The organism is Streptomyces sp. NPDC090798 (genome assembly GCF_044768965.1).
Taxonomy (GTDB): Bacteria; Actinomycetota; Actinomycetes; order Streptomycetales; family Streptomycetaceae; genus Streptomyces.
This window is the reverse complement of sequence record NZ_JBIVXA010000020.1, coordinates 31,877-51,188: the sequence shown is the minus strand read 5'-3', so window position 1 is coordinate 51,188 and position 19,312 is coordinate 31,877. Positions and strand designations below refer to the sequence as shown.

Sequence of the window (19,312 nt, the reverse complement as noted above, 5' to 3'; positions counted from 1 at the left end):
CCGATCCAGGGAATACCGATCGAGGGTCTACCGATCCAGAGTCGGTCGAGGTCGACCTGGGGGCGGACCGGGGCCCGTACCGCCCTTGGGCCACAGCCTTCGCCTTGCTGGCATCCGGTCGCCGGGCCGAGGCACGGACGGCACCGCGTGCGTTCCCTGAGCGCCCCGTCAAGGACCACCCCGCCGACATCACCACCGCGCTGCGGGCGTCTACGAGTCCAGTTCCGCCCAGATGATCTTTCCCTCGTGTGTGTACCGGGTGCCCCAGCGGTGGGCGAGCTGGGCGACGAGGAAGAGGCCGCGCCCCCCTTCGTCGGTGGTCCGGGCGTGCCGCAGCCGCGGGGAGCTGTTGCTGGTGTCGCTGACCTCGCAGATCAGACGGGATGCGCGCAGCAGCCGCAGTCGCACGGGGCCCGGGGCGTAGCGCACCGCGTTGGTGACCAACTCGCTGACGACGAGTTCGGTCTGCATGGCCAGCTCTTGCCACCCCCATTCGCGGAGTTGGCGGGTGGCGAGGGCGCGGGCCCCGGCCACGGCGGCGGGATCGGAGGCCACGTCCCACGAGGCGACGTGGTCGGCGCTCAGCGCGTGCGTGCGCGCCACGAGGAACGCGACATCGTCGGACTGCGGCGTGGAGGTCAGGCCCCGCACGTTGCCGCAGAGCGTCTCGAGCGGGAGATCGCAAGGGCTCAGGGCGTCCCCGAGGTGGGCCATCCCGACCTCGACGTCCCGCTCGTCGCCTTCGATGAGGCCGTCGGTGTAGAGGCCGATCAGACTGTTCTCGGCGAGCTCGATGTCTACTGCCTCGAACGGGAGTCCACCCAGCCCCAGTGGCGGACCGGCCGGCAGTTCCGGGAAGCTGACCCGGCCCTCCGGGGTGACGAGGACCGGCGGCGGATGGCCGGCCCGGGCCAGCGTGCAGTTCCGTGTGACCGGGTCATAGATGGCGTACAGGCAGGTGGCACCCATCACCGTGGTCCGGATCAGGTCGGCCGACGCGTCATGGGACTCCTCCTCGCTGAGGCGGAGCACCAGGTCGTCGAGGTGGGCCAGGAGCTCGTCGGGTGGCAGATCCATGTCGGCGAGCGTCTGCACCGCGGTACGCAGCCGGCCCATCGTGGCGGCCGCACTCAGGCCGTGGCCGACCACATCGCCCACGACGAGGCCGACCCGGGCTCCGGACAGCGGGATGACATCGAACCAGTCTCCGCCCACCCCGTCCTTGGCGTCCGCGGGCAGATACATGGAGGCCACGTCCACGGCCATGCCGCCCTCCAGCGTGTGGGGCAGAAGGCTGTGCTGGAGCGTCAGTGTGGCGTGGTGCTCCCGTGTGTAGCGGCGGGCGTTGTCGACGCAGACGGCCGCTCGTGCGACGAGTTCCCGGGCGAGCAGTACGTCGTCCGGAGTGAAGGGAGCCGGATTCTGCGAGCGGACGAAGGTGGTGAGGCCGAGGACGGTGTCCCGGGCCCGCATCGGCACGGAGATGAGTGAGTGCAGTCCGAACTCGCGCATGCTCGAGGTCCTGGTCGGCTGTTCGACGACCCATTGAGGGTTGTCGGGGTTAAGCACCGGTATGAGGACGGGCTCGCCGTTCACGAGAAGGCCGAGATCGTGCGGGGGAGGGATGAAGTCCACCGGATCGCCGACCTGGGCGACCGCCTCCGGGCACCCGGCCCGGACGGAACTCATGCCGGCCCGCCGCATCGTCGGCCCCGGCACCGCCGGGCCCGCGTCGGACAGCCAGGTTCCGTGCCCCTCGGTGCTGAGGACCGGCTCCAGCAGATCCACGATGGCGAAGTCGGCGAACCGGGGTACGGCGAAGTCGGCCAGTTCCTGGGCCGTCTCCATGACGTCCAGGGTGCTGCCCACACAGGCGCCGGCTTCATTGACCATGGAGATCAGTTTTCGGGCGTTCCACCGGTCGGTGACGTCGAGGACCATGTAGCAGATGCCCGTGACGGCGCCGTCGACGTCCACCAGGGGGAAGAACGACGTGGAGTAGGCGTGCTGCCGATGCGGGTCGGCCCAGCTCCAGCCCAGGTACTCGAAGTCGCTGACCGGCTCGCCGGTCCGCAGTACCTTGCGCATCACGTCCTCGATGGACTCCGCCTGGAGACCCGGGAACAGGTCGCTCAGGCGCCGGCCCAGACGCTGCTCACGGGGTATGCCGCCGATGCTCTCCAGGGTGTTGTTGAGCCAGACGCAGTGCAGGTTCATGTCCACGATGGCCATTCCCACGGGCGAACGGGTCAGGAACCCGTCCAGCACGGACTGCCCCATGGCCCAGCGCGTGATCCGTTTCCGTGCCGAGACGAGAAAGCACTCGCAGTCGCCGACCTGGAACGATGCGGAAACGCGCAGATTCACTTCGACACGGCGGCCGTCGCGATGCGACAGCGTGACCACTCCGCTCCAGGGCTGGCCCCCACGGCAGCGTTCCATGATCGCCGCTACGCGGCCGGGGTCTTCGGGCACGGCGATCAGACGGCCGACGGAGCCTCCGACGACCTCGCGGGCCGAACGGCCGAGGAGTTCTTCCGCGCTTCGGGTCCAGCCGATCACCGTGCCAACCAGGGTGACGATCGCCGCCGCGTCCGAGGCTGCTTCTTCCGTACCGATATAGGGCTCTTTGCCGGGATCTTTGCCTGATTCCGGAATCGCAGGCGTCACGTCTTCACCGCCATCCCCATACCTCCATGCTCGCGCCTCCCGCAGCGGCGCGCCAGCGGCGCAAGGGACCGTTCGACGCGGTGAATTCGCTACTGGCCGGGTCGGCACCACCACTGCGGGTGACCGACGCCGGATGTCGTCCGAGAAGGCGCCTCCCCGGCGTCAGCCGACGACCGCGGCGCGTACGCACAGCACGTCAGGCAGATGCGAGGCCAGTTGCCGCCAGCTGTCCCCGTCGTCCGCCGACGCGTACACCTCGCCGTTGCGATTGCCGAAGTAGACGCCCGCCGGGTCCGCGCCGTCCGTGCAGAGCGCGTCGCGAAGCACCGTGCCGTAGTGGTCCTCCGTGGGCAGCCCCGCGGTCAGCGGATCCCAGGTCTTGCCCGCGTCCTGCGTGCGGAAGACACGACAGCGCCGGTCGGCCGGGACGCGGTCCGCGTCCGCGTTGATCGGGAAGACGTACGCCGTGTCCCCGCGGTGCGGATGCGCGGCCACCGCGAACCCGAAGGTGGACGGCAGGTCCGCGCCGATGTCGGTCCACTCGCCGCCCGCGTCGTCGCTGCGGTACACACCCCAGTGGTTCTGGAGGTAGAGCCGGTCCGGGGTCGACGCGTCCTGTGCGATCTTGTGCACGCACTGACCGAACTCCGGGTGCGGATCCGGCAGGAACACCGCGGAGACACCGGAGTTGGACGGCTCCCAGCTCGCCCCGCCGTCGTGTGTACGGAACACCCCCGCCGTGGAGACGGCGACCGTGACGACCCCTGGGTCACGCTGGTCGGTGAGGACGGTGTGCAGCCCCTCGCCACCGCCGCCCGGCACCCACTGCGACCGGGTGGGGTGCTCCCACAGGGGGCGGACCAGCTCGAAGGACTCGCCTCTGTCCTCCGAGCGGTACAGCGCGGCCGGCTCCGTGCCCGCGTACACCACGTCCCGCTCGGCCGCCGCCGGGTGCAACTGCCACACCCGCTCCAGCGAAGCCCCGGTGTCCTTGGGGAACTTGACGGCCGGCTGAGCCGGTTCGGTCCACGTCCGCCCCAGGTCGTCGGAGTGGAAGACGGACGGACCCCAGTGCGCGCTGTCCCCTCCGGCCAGCAGCCGCGGTGTCTCGCCGCGGGTGTCGATCGCGACCGAGTACACGGCCTGCGCGTTGAAGTACGGACTCTCGTCGAACTCCCAGGCGGCGCCGCGCCGCCGCCCGATGAACAGCCCCTTGCGTGTACCGACGGTGAGCAGTACTTCGGCCATGCCGATCACCTCCGCGACGACGTCGTCTCAGACATCGGCCAGTCTGCACCCCGGCACTGACAGTCTCCGCTGTACGCCGTATTACCGCAGGTCAGCAGGGTGGCGTCGATCATCGGCGAGGTCTCGTCCCGGCCGACGCGTCCACGGGCGAGGGGTGGCCGGATTCCTGGAACGCACGGGGCGTGGGACTCGTTGTGAGCATCGGAGGGACCGATCCCGTATGGGAGGGCGATGTGGCATGTCCGTGCGGTCGTGAGGAGGATGCCATCGATGGCGGCATTCCGTGGTCCGAAGGTTCCGAAGGTGTGGCTGTGGCGATGGCGGCGCAATCCGCTGCGGCGTCGCAGTGACGTGCTGGAGGCCTGGATCGTGCTCGTCGCCTGGGCGCTCACCGCGCTCGGCGGGGTGTTCACCGGTCTGCTGGCGGCGCAGTCCGTGGAGAACGGCCTCGCCCGGCAGCGGGCCGAGTGGCACTCCGTTAGGGCGTTGCTCAACAAGGACCTGCCGAAGTCGACCGCGTCGGCGAACGACGCCGACATGGTCTGGGCGAAGGTCCACTGGACCACGGCGGACGGCTCGCCGCACGCCGGCCAGGCCCGGGTGTCCGTCGGCAGCCCCGCGGGCACCCCGGTGACCGTATGGACGGACGCCGACGGCCGCCTCGTCACCAAACCCCCCACGCCCTCCCAGGCCCGGCTGCGCGCCGCGCTGGTGGGCGTCCTGGTGGGGGTGAGTGGCGCGGGCGTGCCGTTCATCGGGGGACGGCTGGTACGCGGGCGAATGGAACGGCGGCGCATGGCGCAGTGGGACGAGGACTGGCAACGGGTCGGGCCCCTGTGGGGGTGGAAGACGGGCTGAGGAGACCCCCCGCGGTCAGGCCGGATCGCGCTCCCCCTCCGGTGTCCAGGCGGCCGTGAGGAGGGATGCCGTGGCGGCCGAGGCGTAGGTGGACGACGCGAGCCAGGCGCGTGCGTACGCGTCCGGGTCGGCCGGCCGCAGTCGGCCCAGCGCGTCATGGCGCCGGTCCGACGCGGTGTCCACCAGGGCCCGCGCGCACGCGGCCCCCGTGGTCAGACCCGCCGCAGCGAGCCGACGGGGGAGTTCGCCGTCGGACACGGTGGCCGTGACGGCGCGCCCACCCGCGACCGCGCGGTCCACGGCCCGCCGCAGGAGGTCGAGTTCCGTGGGAAGCGCGGGCGCCGGGGCGGACGGGATGACGGCCGTCCCGGTCCCGGGCAGGTGGGTGCGGTTGAGGCGGCGCAGGCCGAGGTCCGCGCGGACCGGGGCGCCGTCCGTGCCCTGCCAGGCCGCGGCGAGGGCGCGTACGCCGCTCGGCCGGTCCGCTGCGAGCCGCGCGACGAGGCGCAGGGGCAGACCGTGGGCCCCCGCCAGAAGCTGGAGATTCTCTATGTAGGGGAGTTCGGGACCCTCGTCCGGCGCCAGGAGGCGCACGGTGGGACCGCCGTCCACGGCGAACCCTCCGCCGGTGATCGTCCCGGTGAGGAAGAGCAGGTCACCACCCGCGTACCGCTCGTCGGCGGGCTCGGCCGACCAGCTCAGCGCGGCGGCCACCTGGTCGGCCGGGGAACGCCGCCAGAGCGTGTCGAGCGGCTCCTCGTGCCAACGGGCCCCCGACGCCCGTACGGAACGGACCGCGCCGCCGCCGCCGATCCGCCCGTCCGGTGAGACGGTCGGGTCGGTGAGGATCGCCCCGCCGTGGTCGCCCAGTTCCCGCAGGGTGAGGGCGCTGCCCCCGGGGACGGCGGAGCCCGCGGCCTGCCGAGCACGGTCGGCGTCGCCCGGCGCCACGTCGGACAGCGAGCGGAGCCGGCCGTCCTGCGCGAGCGCGTAGGTGACCGCCCCGGCGTACCCCGAAGCGGTCACCACCGGCTCGGTGAACAGACCGTGCAGCCGCAGCGAACCGTTCGCCACATAGGCGCGACGTGCGGTGCCGATCAGATCCGGGTCCGGTGCGCGGCCCAGCCCGTCCGCGACGGTCAGCAACTCCGTCATCTCCGAGGCCAGTTCGGGCAGCCGGAACGCGGGGTCCCCGGTGCCCGCCTCGGAGAGCCGTCGCGCCACCGCCACGGCCGCGGCCGTGGCACGGTGAAGTCCGGCGACACGCGCCGAGTGGGCGGCATGGAGGAGCGTGGCGCGGTGCACGGCACCGGAGCCGGTCACTCCGGCTGCCAGCACGGCGGTCGCGGCCGCCCGGAGGGCGTGCACCGCCACGGACTGCGGGGGAGTGAGGCGGAGGGCCCCGGTCTCCGGAGGGGCAGGGGCGGAGTCGCCGGCGTCCGACGGAACGACAGCCGTCTTTTCCGGGCCGTCCGTCTCCTCCGCCAGCGGTGCCAGCGTCAGGACCGCCGCGCGATGCAGACACGCGGGCGCGAGCAGACAACTGCACACGGCGTCTGCGGCGGACGTCACCACCCCGGCCGTGGTGGTGAGAGTGACCGCCGTCGCGTCGTCGACCCGCACCACGACCGTCGCGTCCGTAACGGCGACGGGCCAGTTGGCCGCCTTGGCCGCGGCCGAGTCGGCACGTTTGCGCAGACGGGTCGGCAGCAACTCCAGCGCGGCGCGGGCCACTTCGGACGTCACCGGGGGAAGCGTGGTCATCGGTGCGTACCTCCCATGCGTTCGCCCACCCAGCGGGCCAGTTCCAGCGGGCTGAGGGCCGCCACCGGCATGCCCGCGGCCACCAACTGCCCGGCCACACCGGCCGAGTAGCGCGGTCGGCCCGCGTCGTCCAGCGAGGCGCAGCCGAGGACATGGCAGCCCGAGTCGACGAGTGCCCGCACCTCGGACAGCAGCGGACCCACCGGACCCCCCTCCTCGAAGTCGCTGATCAGAACGACCAGCGTCCGGGAGGGAACCGTCACCAGGGAGCGCGCGTGCCGCAGGCCCCGGGCGATGCTCGTCCCGCCGCCGACCCGCACCTCGAGGAGCAGCCCGAGAGGATCGTCCACCTGGTCGGTGAGGTCCATGACCTCCGTCGAGAACGCCACGAAGTGCGTGCTCAGCGCCGGGACCCCGGCGACCACGGACGCGGTGAGCGCCGCCCAGATCGTCGACGCCTCCATGGACCCGGACACATCGACGACCAGCACGAGCCGCCAGTCCGCCGCCTTGCGGGCCCGGGTACGGAACACCGGCCGCTCCGGCAGCACCGTCACCGCTCCCGTCGCCGGATCGCGGCGCGCCGTCGCGAGATTCGCGCGCACGGTGCGGGCGAGATCCAGGGGGCCGCCCGGTCTGCGGGTGGGCCGCGGATGCGCGAGACCGGCGAGGGCGGGCCGCAGCCTTTGAGCGAGAGCGTCCGTGAGCTCCTTGACCAGCCGGGCCACCAGCGGTCGAAGTCGCGCGAGTTGCTGCTCGGGCATGCCTCCCGCGTACGAGAGGACCGTCCGCAGGAGCTCGACCGAGGGGCGGGCCGAGGCGGGGTCGAGTTCCTGCAGGGCGTCGACGCGTCCGGCGTCGGCGGCCGCGGCCAGCACCTCTTCCCGTACCCCGGGTCCGAAGAGCGCCGCGAGCTCCTCGGACCAGCTCCGCACATCCGGGAACGACGCCTCGCTCCCGCCGCCGGCACCGGCGTCGCCGGGCTCTGCGACCCCCTCGCCGCGCCCGCTCCCGTACAACTCGTCGAGTGCGCGTGCGATCCGGCCGGCCCGCCCCGTCAACCGCCGTGCCCTGCCCAGCAGGAGACGCCATCGATCGCCGGGGCCGAGACTGTGGGGCACGGCGAGACTGTCGGGCACGATAGGGCTGCTGCTGGGCATGGCAGGGCCGCTGGGCACGGCGGGGTCGTTGTGAAGGGCCTGATGCGAGGTCGGGGACGGCGCCGGCTCCGCGCCCAAGGGGTCCAACCCCGCCGTCGCCAAGGCCGTCCGCCCCGCCAGATCCGCCGCCGCCATCCGGGCCAGGAACCCCGGCTCCGCCACCGCGTCCGGCAAGTCGCCCACCGCGCGGCCGGTGCGGTCCTCCACCGCGGCGAGCATCCGGGACCGGGCCGCCGGCGCCAGGACGTCGAAGCCGGCGCGCAGGGCCGGCAGACGGTCGAGGAAGGCCCGGTCGGTGAGGGACTCGACGCGCTCCAGGAGCGGGTCCACGGCCTCGCCCGTCTCAAGCAGCGGACCGGCGGCGAGCAGTGTGCCGCGCAGGAACGCGGCGAGGTCGGAACGGAGTTCGGGAGTCACCGCACCGTCGACACGGGAGGCCAGCCGGGTGCCGAACTCCGTCGCCTCCCGCAGCCCCAGCAGCACCCGGGCGGCTCCCGCGGCGCCGCGGATCAGCGGCGTACCGTCCTCGTCCAGGCGGGCGAGGGCGTCCGCGAGCCGGAGTCCGCCGCCCGCGCCGTCCACCCGGGTGGCGAGGTCCACCAGAGCGTGGGCATCGGCGGTGTCGGTGGAACCGGCCAGCCCGTCGAGCGCGCGGACACCGGCGGCGCCCAGCGCCTCGTACGCCGCCTCGATCCGCTCCTTCTCCCAAGAGGCGGGCAGCCCCGGCACATGCCCCGCACCGATCCGGCTCAACAGGTCGAGCCCGCCGAGGAGTTCGGGCAGGGTGCCGGAGGCGGGCAGCAGTTCGGCGACTTCAGTGAGGCGCTCCGAGGCGAGTTCCGGGAGGGCGCAGCGGGCCGCGTCCTCGAGCCCGGCGAGCACCTGGGCCGCGATCGGACCGCCGTCGCGCCGCTCCGCCGCCCGTCGCCGCGCCAGGACGCCGCCGGCCGCCTGCTCCAGCGTCACTCCGTGAACGCCGGTCACATCCAGCATGGCGGCTGTCGAGGGCGTCCAGCTCACCGTCCACCGTGTGGTGAGCGCGGCGCCGTCGCCGACCCCCGCCACGCCGGCCTCCTCGCCGTAGGGAACACGGCAGACCGCCATCCTGCGCAGACAGATCTCGCGCCGGCGGTCGAGTTCGGAGCGCAGCGAGTCGAGCCGCAGCTCACGACGGGCGGGAGCGGTGGGGGACGGCAGTGAGAGTTCCGCGAGGAGGCCCTCGACCGCCGGGCCAAGGCCGGAGCGTGGCGTGCCGGGGGCGAGTCTCCCCTGCCGGTCACCGACGAGCACGCGCTCCATGGCCGCGGCCACGACCCGCCCCCGACCCAGCAACTGGCCCTGCGTGAGCACCGTCCGCACCGCCTCGACCAGCTCCCCGCGGCCCGCGGCGGGCAGCCCGCGCAGCGTGGCCAGGTCCCGCGCCACCCGCACCACCTCCCGGGCGTCGGCGGGGCCACTGGGATGCCCCGTCTCACGGACGGCGGCGCAGATCCGCACGGCCGTCGCCGTCAGCAACTCGTCGAGCCGCCCCGGCTCCCCGGCCGCCCGGAACACCCCTCGCTGCCACTCCGGATCACGGATGCCTGCCGGATACCCCGACCGCTCGTCGAGCAGCGGGTACGAGTAGGGCACGAGGGAGGTGATGACCGAGGGGACACTGTCCGCGGGACCGGCACCTGAATCCACCGGGCCGGCACCTGAACCCGCCGAGCTGGCACCCGAATCCACCGGACCGGCACCTGAACCCACCGGACCGGAACCCGCCCGCAGTAGCGCGGGCGCGTGAAACGCCCCGATCACCGCCGCCGTACGCCGCCCCGCGTACTCGGCCAGTCGTCCCCGCATATTGGCCTCGCGCCGCAGGTCGTACGGGTCCACGGCGTCCTCTCCCGTGTCCGCCCGCAACGCCCAGCCGACGAGCAGCGCGGCGCGCCGCAACTCCTCCGCCGCGGCGCCCGGCGCGCCCGACTCCACCAGCCGGGCCCACAGGTCGTCCTCCGTCCGGCCCCCGGCACGCGCCCGCAGGGCGGCCGCCAGCCGCCCACGCCCGCCACCCGCACGGCCCGCACCCGGCTCCTCCGTCACCTCCCGCGCCCTCTCGTCGGCGTCCCGCGCGGCCAGGGGCAGGTCGAACGGCACGACCGGCACCCCCGCCTCCCTCGCCCACCGAATCGCCGCGAGCTCCGGGGAGAACTCGGCGAAGGGCAGAAAGACCACCCCGCCGTGCTCCCGGCTTCCCGCCAGCGCCACCGGTGGCACCGTCGCCGGATCCCCCAGATGTTCCAGCCACGGCGCGAACTCCTCCGGAAGCTCGATGAGAAGCACCTCCGGCGCCGCCGCCGACAGCATCCCCGGCACGGCCGCCGCGAGCGCCGGCGAATGGTGCCGTACACCGATCAGGAACGGCTCCCGACACTCGGCCAGCGCCCCCAGGGCGGCCTCGGGCGACGCTGCCGAGTCGGCCGCCGCCTCACACGAGGTCATCGCGCAGCTCCCACAGCGTCCGCCACAGTGCGGCGCCCTGCTCCGCGCGCCGTCGCACCGGACCGTCCCAGTAGCCCAGCAGCCGCGCGTGATCGGCCGGGTCGTCCTTGCGCACCGTGCCGAGCAGATGGCCGGGCAGGGTGCGCACGACATCCCTGCCGTCCCCGAGATACGCGGCGCCCAGGCCCATGGACGTGGCGACCTGCACCGCCTCCGCCGTCGACATCACCGTGGTGGGCCGCTCGACCTCCCAGCCCTCCGCGCTGCGGCCCGAGCGCAGATCCCGGAAGGCCGTGACCAGTGCTTCCAGCACCGCGTCGTCCACGGGGAAACGGGCACCCGAGCGGGCGAGCGCCGCCGTGGCCTGGCCACGGACCAGCTCCGTCTCCGCGACGAGGTCGTCGATCGGCCCGACGGCCTCGAAGTTGAAGCGGCGCTTGAGGGCGGCCGACATCTCGGAGACACCGCGGTCACGGAGGTTGGCCGTCGCGATCAGCGTGAACCCCGGCACGGCGTGCACCGTACCGTCCCCGTCCGGGCCGCCGGCCAACTCCGGTACGGCGATGCGCCGTTCGGACAGCAGGGACACCAGCGCGTCCTGCACTTCGGGCAGACAGCGAGTGACCTCCTCGATCCGGGCGACGGCTCCCCGGGTCATCGCCGTGAGCACGGGTGAGGGCACCATGGCCGCGCGGCTCGGCCCCGTGGCGAGCAGCATCGCGTAGTTCCAGCCGTATCTGAGCTGGTCCTCCGTGGTGCCCGCGGTGCCCTGCACGGTGAGCGCGCTGGTGCCGCACACGGCGGCGGCCAGCAGTTCGGAGAGCATCGACTTGGCGGTGCCGGGCTCGCCGACCAGCAGAAGACCCCGCTCGCCCGCGAGCGTCACCACACACCGCTCGACGAGTCCCCGGTCGCCCACGAACTTCCGTGACACGACGAGCCGTCGCCCGTCCGCGCCGCTCAGCGTCTCGCCGTCCGAACCACACACGAACGTCACCACGGCACGCGGGGTCAGGTGCCAGCCCGGCGGTCGCGGCCCCTCGTCGTACGCCGCGAGAAACGTCAGCTCCTCGGCGTAACGGTCCTCGGGCAGCTCGATCTGCCGTGCGCCCGTCACGCTCGACCCGCCCGTCACACCCGTCATGCCCACCGCTTCCGTCACGTCCGTCCCAGTCGTCGCGCCCACTGCCGACATCCCGCTCGCCGCGGTCTGTCCGCCGCTCATGCCCTGCCTCCGCTTCGGCCACCTCTGCCGCCCCGGCCACCGCGCCCGGCGAACTCCTCGAACCCGGGCGCGTCACCCTCGACGACCCTCCGCCAGGCCCGCGTGAACAACTCCGGAACCGGGCAGTCCGGCACCACGAAACCGTGGGTCGTCTCCGGCAGCAGCGGGGTCTTCCAGCTCTCGACGGGCAACCGCGGCGCCTTGTGCTCCAGCCAGCCGCCGGGCAGGAACTGCGCTCGCCCGGCCCGGGACCGCTTCGCCTCCACCACCAGCCCGGAGGCGGCCAGTTCGGCCCGGACCCGCTTCAGCCGCGCGGGCTTCCAGCCCGTCCAGGCCGCCTGGTTGCGGTCCGTCGGGTCCGGGAGTGCGAGCAGCATCAGATAGAGCGCGGCCGCGTCCTCGGAGAGCCCGCACCTCCACGCCGCCTCGGCCACCAGCTCCGGCACGCTGTGAGCCGGGTGCTGTGCGGCTCCGGGAGGGCCGTCCGCCGTGATCAGGGCGGTGAACTCGTCGCTCAACAACGTGCGCAGTGAGTGCAGTTGCCCGCTGTCCCGGCTCAGCGCGGCGAGCAGTTTCAGGGCCGGGTGATCGGGTCCGCCCTCCTCGCCCGCCTGCGGCAGCACGGCCGACGGCCGCAGCCATACGGTGTCCCACTCCGAGCGGTGCCGCATCGGCGCCAGCACGATCGCCGGGCCCGCCCGCAGCAGGCCCTCCGCGTCCCCGCCCCCCTGGACGGGCAGCCCGAACGTCTCCCGTACCCGGGTCGACACCATGTAGCCGTCATGCCCCCAGCTCACCCCGAGGTCGAGCAGCAGCCCGGGGTCGGTGAGGCGCTCGCGCAGCATGCGCAGCGTCTCGGGCAGCGTCGCGCGCAGCGGATCGCCGTACGGCAGCCGATAGGCTAGCCAGCGCAGCATGCTGACGTACGCGGCCAGGGTGGAGCCGGTGAACAGGGCCTCAGCGTCCAGCGGTTCGAGTCCGTTGTCCCGCATCCGCTGCTCGGTGCGGCCGGTCAGCTCGGGGCGCGCCTGGGGGTTGAGGACGGCGTCGAGCATCCGGCCAGGACCGATCTCGCTCACCATCCGCGCGATCAGCTCGGGCGGCGCCGCCCGCCGCCGCCCCCGCCGCTCGATCCAGATCCGTACGACGGGCTCCAGGTCGAAACCGTCGGTCCACAGCCGCTCCATGCGTCCGGGATCCGTGGGGACCAGCGCGGTGGTGAACGACTGCCGCTCCACGACGGAGAGTTCACCGAGGGCGCTCCGGGCGGCCTGTGCCTCCGCGCTCTTCGCGCCCAGCGGCTGTAGTTGCTCCGCGGGCAGGAGCCCGTCCTTGCCGTAGGAGTTGAGCCCGGGCAGTCCGAGGAGGAGCAGCGCTCCGGCCACCGCGCTCACCCCGACCCGCTCGGCGAACTCCCGTGCCTGCTCCGGCCGGTAGGGCAGCGGTCCCCGCTCCCTCACGAGCGCCACCAACCGCCGTACGGCGGGCGCCATGGCCTCGTCCCCGGACATACCCCGGATGTCGGACTCCGCGAGCGCGAAGCCCTCCCAGGGGCCGAACTCGCCCGCCGGGTCGTACTCGACGGCGTTCCAGTACGCGTCGTCCGCGTCGACCCTCTGGCAGGACAGGACCAGCAGCCGCCGGTCGTCCGAGGCCAGCACCTCCCCGACGCGCTCCGGCCGCTCCGACCGGGAGGCCTTGAGCTGCACGACCCGCAGTCGTCCGCGGGGATCGACGAGCACGCCGTCGCCGACCGACAGGACGACGTCGAGGAACTCCAGCAGCCCGGCGCGCTGGTCCTCCGGCGTGGTGGGCGCGGCGGCGCGCAGGGCGGCCGCCGCCGTGCCGGGGCCGGTCAGCGAGAGCCAGGCGACTCCGGTGCCGACGAACGGGAACTTCGCGGGCGGTGTGCCCGGGACCAACAGCGCACGCAGCGCCCTGAGCTGGTCGACGGCCGTGGTGGCGTGCTGTTCGTTGCCGTAGTAACCGTAGAAGTGTCCGGGAGCGGTGAACTCCCGCAGCGCCTCGCGCAGGACGTGGTCGTACGCGTACCGGACTTCCTCCTCCTTGTCCTGCGGCGCGGCGACCGGCCGCTCGGCCCGCTCGGCGAGCGTCGTGATCCGCTTGGCGCAGCGGGCCGTCTCCTCGACCAACCCGGCCACCCCGAGGGCGAGCCGCTCGTCGGTGACGGCGGGCAGCAGCCGGGCCACGGCCTCCCGCGGGCTCTCGCCGTCCCGCACGGCGGCCAGCAGCGCGGTGGCGTCCGCGTCGGACACGGCCCGCAGCGCGGCCGAGCCGTGCTCGTCGCGAGGGCGCAGCGCGTGCCAGTACCACAGCGGCGGCAGAAAGCGGGTGCCCGCCGCATGTACGCCGCCGCGGTCGCCCAGCTGGACGCGGGCCACCGACAGGCCGTCCCTGTCGCACAGCTCGACGATCGTGCGGTTCCAGCCCGTCTGCACGGGGTGCAGGACGGCGCCGCCCGGCAGGCGCAGGGGCGGGGCGGGAACGCCCTTGGTGGTCGCCGGACCACGGCTCCCGTCGACGGAACAGGCCGTCCAGGCGCCGGAGTTCTGGTCGTGCGTCACCCACCAGCCGAGCAGGCCGTCCTTGCTGCCGAACGGTGAGCCCTCCAGACCCGGCTGGACAGGCAGCAACCGGCAGTCCGACTGCGTGAGGACGATGCCCGGGCGGGTGTCGGCGAGCGCCGAGTCGAAGAACGCCGGCACCGACGCCCGGCCGCGCTTGGCGGAGGCGGGGTCGTACTCGTGCCAGCGGTTCTCGTGCAGCACCCAGTACGAGATGCCGTCCGAGGCGATCTCACGGCGCTGCTCGGCGAACGTGGTGTCCCCGGCGTGCACGGGCCGGCCGCCGAAGCAGCGGCCGCCGTCGGGCAGCGCGAGCGACACCGGGTGGCCGCCGTACCAGCCGCCCGGCAGGCCCGTCGGCTTGAACACGTCGGCGGGGCGCCCGGACCAGACGGCCCGCTGCTCGTCCCCGTACCCCGACGCGATGAGCCACTGGCCCTCCACGTGACGCACCGTCGGCTCGCCGTACTGGCGTCCCTGGGACGGCAGGGTGAGCGTGCGCGCGTCGAGCAGCGCCTCGGGGCCGGCCAGCGCGACCTGGGTCTGCACACGGACGATCAGCGCGGGCCAGGCGTCCGCGTACTGGTACGACCGGCCGTGCTGGTGCTGCCACGGGTGCAGTCCACTCGCCGGAGGAGTGACCTTGCCGAGGGTGTCCAGGGCCTCTTCGAGGGCGGGCCAGCCCAGTTCGTCGAGGATGCCCGTGCGCAGGGTGCGGCCCAGGACCGGGGCGGGGTCGAAGCCGGCGATCCGGCGGACGGCCTCCGGTGCCGTCGCCAGTGCGGCGGGTGCCGAGAAGCGGGAGACCTTGGTCAGCAGCTCTTTGAGCCCCGGCAGGCCGACCGGCGCGGCCAGTTCGTCGGCACGGTCCCGAAGCCAGCCCGCCACGGCCGTGCGCAGAGCCGGATGGTCCGCGAGCCGCCGCACGCGGGCCGAAGGTCCGGACGCGGGTGCGTCCACGAGCGAGAGGCTCTCCACCGCCCTGCGCAACAGGGGAGCGAAGCGCGGGTCGGCTGCGACCGCGACCAGGTCCCGGCGGCCAGGGCGCTCGTCGTCCGTCCAGTAGCGCAGTTCCAGGCCCTCGGTCTCCGGTGAGGGGCCGGCGACCGGCACACCCGCCGCCAGGGCGGTGTCCAGCAGGTCGAGATCCACGTAGGAGTTCCAGCCCTGCTCGCGCAGCAGTCGCACCGGCTTGCCGTCGGCGATCAGCCGGGGCGCCAGCCGCTCCGCCAGGGCGAGTTCCTCGGCGAGCCGCTTGCGCTGCCGCCAGCCGCGCTGGCGGTGCCGGTCCCAGGAGCTCAGCCAGTCGGCCGCGTCGACCGTACCGTCGAGCAGCAGACCGATCGCCCCGCAGGTGTCGAGCAGCGCCAGCCACGCCGCGCCGAACTCCTCGCGCTGATCACCGGCCGTGGACGGCATCAGCGTCAACAGCCTCTCCCGTACCGCCGGATCCTCGTGCGCCAGCTCCGCCAGAGCGGGCAGCGCGGACTTCCAGAAGCTCCCGGCCGCGCGGTTCATGGCCCCCGAGGGGAGGATCTCGGCGAGCAGCGCACGCTCCTCGGCGCGCGGATCGAGCCCCGCCCCCTTCGCCAGCCGCCGCAGATCCTCCAGCATGCCCGCGTAAGGAGCGATCCCGGCCGCGCAGCGCTGCGACGACAGCGTCCTGAACTGCTCGTACGCTGCTGTCCCGGACAGTCGTGCCGCCAGCCCCTTGGCGTGGTCGCGCAGCGCCTTCCCGCTCAGCGCGCCCGCCCCGGCGAACTCCAGGAACACCTCCCGCAGCCGGTCCTCGTCCACGTCGAGAGCGTGCCGCTGCTCGGCCGCCCGGGCCTTGCCGAAGAACGACGCGGCGTGCTGGCGCGACTCCGCCGCCAGGAACAGCCGGGCCACCTGCTCGTAGTACGTCGGCAGGAAGTGCGGCACCGAGCGGTCCAGCCGGGTGCCGATCTCGTCGAAGCCGTCCTTGGCGTGGCCCGGCTTGCTCGGCACCATCCGGGTGAGCCGCTCCATCTCCTTGACCACGGCGAGCGCATGGTGCCCGTTCACCGGGTCGTTGACCAGGGCCCAGGCGGGGAAGCCAAGCGACTGGCGCCTCACCCGGCCCACCGGCGCCGATTCGGCGGTGCCGAAGCCCAGGTACTCCAGGGCGAGGTCCTCGGCGGCCCCGATCGCCTCGGGCACCAGCCGCACCACCGTGCGCCCCTCCAGTACGGGATGCCCGTACATCCGCGCCGTCAGCACATCGCCGGCACCCTCGCCCAGCGGCAGTACCGCTCCCGACTCCAGCAGCTGATCCCCGTTCACAGCTCCCCCTCCTCGTCCTCGCCGTTCACCACACGCCCCGCGTACACCAAAGCCGCCATCCGAACCCCCTCCGACCAGGCCACCGGCCCCACCTCCCGCAACGGCAGCCGGCGTCCGCCCGCGGACCGCCACTCCAGGCCGCCGGTGCGGGTCTCGGCCTCCGGGTAGTCGGCGCCGATCCAGTAGGCCGCCTCCACCGCGGCCCCGTTCTCGACCAGCGGGCACACCGCGTACCCGCCGCGCACCCGATAGCCGTACGAGCCCGCCCGCGCGGTCGCGTGCCGCAGTTCCTCGAACTTCCCGCCCGCGTAGGCGCTCCACTCGAAGGCGGCGCCGTCCCTCTCGTCCGGCCGCGGCCAGACCTCCCGGAACAACTGGCCCGCGCCCTGCTCGACACCGAGCTCCGCCGCGAACTCCCGCAGCTCCTCCAGGTCTTCGAGGAGCACCGGATGCGGTATCACCACCGTCCGCGCGGCGAGCCGGACCGAGTCGCCGTCCAGGTCGACCACGCCAAGACCCTGCTCCGGATCCGCGTCCCGCAGGAACCCGGCGCGCTCCAGCGCGACCGTGCCGTCCGTGTCCACCGGCGCCACCACCAGGTCCCGCAGCGCCGCCCGCCAGGCGGCGTCGGGCCACACCCGGGCCAGCAGGTTCGTCGGCACGGGCAGGGAACGGACGATCCAGGTGTCCACCTGGGAGCGGCACTCGCGCTCATGCCGCTCCAGCCACTCGGCCAACTGCCGCAGCCGGACGACCTCCACGTCGTCCCGCAGCTTCGCGGGCACCTGCTTCAGCGTGCGTCCCGCCGCGTTGCGGCACCGCACCTGCGCGCCGTCCAATGTGACGGCATACCCACTGGATGTCTCGATCCAACCCATGACAGGACCCCTCCCGAACCCACCTGCCGGCGATGGTGATCACAGTAGGGGAGGGGTCTGACAATGCCCCGACGAGCTGTGCTCAAGCGGCTTTGAGCTGCCGTTTCTACGCGGTGTCCAGGGCGGCGCGGCAGGCACGCAGCAGCTGTTCGTCCTCGGCGATGTCATGGCTGCCGTATCCGCCGGCGCGCGCCTGGCGCCGCCGTGGCGTGGCGAGTTCCGTACGGAGCAGATCGTGGGCGGGTGCTCCCGCGGGACCCATCCGGGTCAGACAGTCGGCGAGGACGGCGTGGGTGTCCGCGTTCTGCTCCCAGGCGGAGCGGAGCGCGGGGAGGACCGGCCCGGGATCCCCGGCGATGTCCCACAGGGCGGCCGCGGCGATCGCGCGCCGCCACACCTTCCCGGAGTCGGCCATGCGGCGCAGTTCCGGCAGGGCGGGTCGGGCCGCGGGCCCCAGTCGGCCCAGGGCCTCGGCCGCGTTGCGCGCGTGGACCGGTTCCTCCACCAATTCTCTTCGCAGCGTAGGCAGTACGGCCTCCGCGTCTCCCTCCACCGACCAGAGCGCGCCGGCCGCCGCCACGGCGGATCCCCCGTCCAGCAGGTTGCGCAGGGCCGGTATCGCCTCCCGCGCGTCCGGGCCGCATCTGCCGAGCGCGTCCGCGATCGCCCGCACGAGCCACACCCGGCTTCGCAGCCCCTCCGGCGCACCGTGCAGCAGCCGCAGCATCTCCGGTACCGCCGGCGCGTGTCCCAGCCTGCCGAGCGCGAACAGCAGCGGTTCGGCACGCTCGTACGTATCGAACGCGTCGAGGGGGACCTCGCCGAGCCGCTCGCGCAGCAGTGGAGCGAGCGGGGCCGCCGCCGGGCCCAAGTGCTGGACCTCGTGACCGGTCTCGGGCGGCACGACGGGACCGTCCAGCACCTCGGCGAGCGCCGCCACCGCGCGCGGGTCCCTGGCCCTGGCCAGCGCCTTGAGCGGGGCGCCGAGGGTGGGTACGCCGCGCTCCCACTGGCGTACGCGGTGCTCGGGGCCCATCGCCACCAGGGCGGCCAGATGGTCGCCGGCCGGGGCCGCCAGACGGAAGAGGGACTCCAGGACGGAGGCCGCGGCATCGCGCAAACGCTGATCCTCGGTGACGAGCTGCTTGCCGATCAACGCGACCAGCTCTTCGTACGAGCCCCGCCATTCACGGAGCAGCCCCGCTGCCATCCACACGCCGTTGCACCGGTCGGCCGGCTCGTCGCTGCTCAACTGCCCCTTGAGCAGGGCGATCCGGTCGGCGGTCCGGCCGCCTAGCGCGGTGTGCAGCGTCCGCAGGAGATGGCCCCCCTCCTCGTCGGCGGGGCGCAGGCGCCGCAGGTGGCCGATGAGGGTGTCGGTGTCGGGCCGCTCGGGCTGGTCCGGCATCCGGGGGCGCTGTGATCTTGCCCGGAGCAGCGCGACGACGGTGGGAACGAGGTCGGCGGGCAGGCGATCGGGTGCGCAGCCGGCGAGTTGGCCGAGGGCGGCGAGCCGCAGCCCGGGGTCGTGCGGAGCGGCACCGAGTTCGACCAGGTACTCCACCGCGGGAGCGGCGGACGCGGTGTGCAGGCGCGCGAACAGTCCCAGGGCCTCGGCCAGGGCCGGCCGGACCTGTTCCTCCTCTTCCTCCTCGAGTCTCCCCGTCAACAGCCCGAGGACGCGGTCCGGTTGGCCGAGGAACCGCACGAGCGCCGTCGGTGCCGCCCGGCGCACCTCCGGGTCCCGGTCCGCGAGCAGGCCGATGAAGGCCGCGGCGCCCGACCGTATGGCCGTCCGGGCCATGGCGTGGTTGCCCTCGGCGCCGTCCCCGTCTTCGAACGGACCGTCGTCGAAGGCGTCCCCACCGCCGATGCTGACGAGCAACTCCACGACGCCGCCCCGGTCGCGGAGTTCCGAGTGCCCGACGAGTTCGAACAGGAACGGGATGCACGCGAGCGTCGAGTCGTACACATCGCCCTGGTGGTGCACGGCCCCGTACATCCCGTCGAGCGCTCTCTCACGCTCCTCCGGGCAGGCGGAGGCCAGTCCCCGGAGCAACTCCGGGACGTCCTCGGCGCTGCCATAGGCATGTTCCATCGAGGCCCAGCCGACCTCGTCCATCCCCGTGAACACGG

9 protein-coding genes are annotated in these 19,312 nt (G+C 73.6%); 1 reads left to right on the top strand and 8 read right to left on the bottom strand.

Going from position 1 to position 19,312, the window contains the following annotated elements:
- Positions 1-210: 210 nt before the first annotated feature.
- Together ACIQTP_RS34275 and ACIQTP_RS34270 are read right to left on the bottom strand one after the other, a co-directional pair.
- Positions 211-2,658: a SpoIIE family protein phosphatase gene (locus ACIQTP_RS34275; protein WP_403407533.1), complete on the bottom strand. Its 2,448-nt coding sequence runs from the start codon at positions 2,656-2,658 to the stop codon at positions 211-213.
- Between the two features lie 174 nt (positions 2,659-2,832).
- Positions 2,833-3,918, bottom strand: coding sequence for a WD40/YVTN/BNR-like repeat-containing protein (locus ACIQTP_RS34270; protein WP_403407341.1), 1,086 nt, complete (start codon positions 3,916-3,918; stop codon positions 2,833-2,835).
- A 270-nt stretch (positions 3,919-4,188) separates the two neighbouring features.
- Here ACIQTP_RS34270 and ACIQTP_RS34265 point away from each other — a divergent pair, with 270 nt between their 5' ends.
- Positions 4,189-4,776, top strand: a complete 588-nt coding sequence (locus tag ACIQTP_RS34265) for a hypothetical protein (protein WP_403407339.1) — start codon at positions 4,189-4,191, stop codon at positions 4,774-4,776.
- Between the two features lie 15 nt (positions 4,777-4,791).
- On the opposite strand, the gene ACIQTP_RS34260 is transcribed toward ACIQTP_RS34265, so the two are convergent.
- From ACIQTP_RS34260 to ACIQTP_RS34235, 6 genes are all read right to left on the bottom strand, one after another.
- On the bottom strand, positions 4,792-6,540 hold the full coding sequence (locus ACIQTP_RS34260; RefSeq protein WP_403407337.1) for a hypothetical protein: 1,749 nt from the start codon (positions 6,538-6,540) through the stop codon (positions 4,792-4,794).
- The gene (locus ACIQTP_RS34255) at positions 6,537-10,184 is read right to left on the bottom strand and encodes a DUF5682 family protein (protein WP_403407335.1); all 3,648 of its coding nucleotides are present in this window, start codon (positions 10,182-10,184) and stop codon (positions 6,537-6,539) included. The genes ACIQTP_RS34260 and ACIQTP_RS34255 overlap by 4 nt, the downstream gene beginning before the upstream one ends.
- Positions 10,171-11,328, bottom strand: coding sequence for an AAA family ATPase (locus tag ACIQTP_RS34250; RefSeq protein WP_403407531.1), 1,158 nt, complete (start codon positions 11,326-11,328; stop codon positions 10,171-10,173). Before ACIQTP_RS34250 ends, ACIQTP_RS34255 begins: the two co-directional genes overlap by 14 nt.
- Positions 11,329-11,405: 77 nt before the next feature.
- Positions 11,406-16,298: a hypothetical protein gene (locus ACIQTP_RS34245; RefSeq protein ID WP_403407334.1), complete on the bottom strand. Its 4,893-nt coding sequence runs from the start codon at positions 16,296-16,298 to the stop codon at positions 11,406-11,408.
- Positions 16,295-17,176, bottom strand: coding sequence for a DUF4132 domain-containing protein (locus ACIQTP_RS34240; RefSeq protein ID WP_403407332.1), 882 nt, complete (start codon positions 17,174-17,176; stop codon positions 16,295-16,297). The genes ACIQTP_RS34245 and ACIQTP_RS34240 overlap by 4 nt, the downstream gene beginning before the upstream one ends.
- Positions 17,177-17,282: 106 nt before the next feature.
- Positions 17,283-19,310: a HEAT repeat domain-containing protein gene (locus tag ACIQTP_RS34235; RefSeq protein WP_403407330.1), complete on the bottom strand. Its 2,028-nt coding sequence runs from the start codon at positions 19,308-19,310 to the stop codon at positions 17,283-17,285.
- Positions 19,311-19,312: the final 2 nt, after the last annotated feature.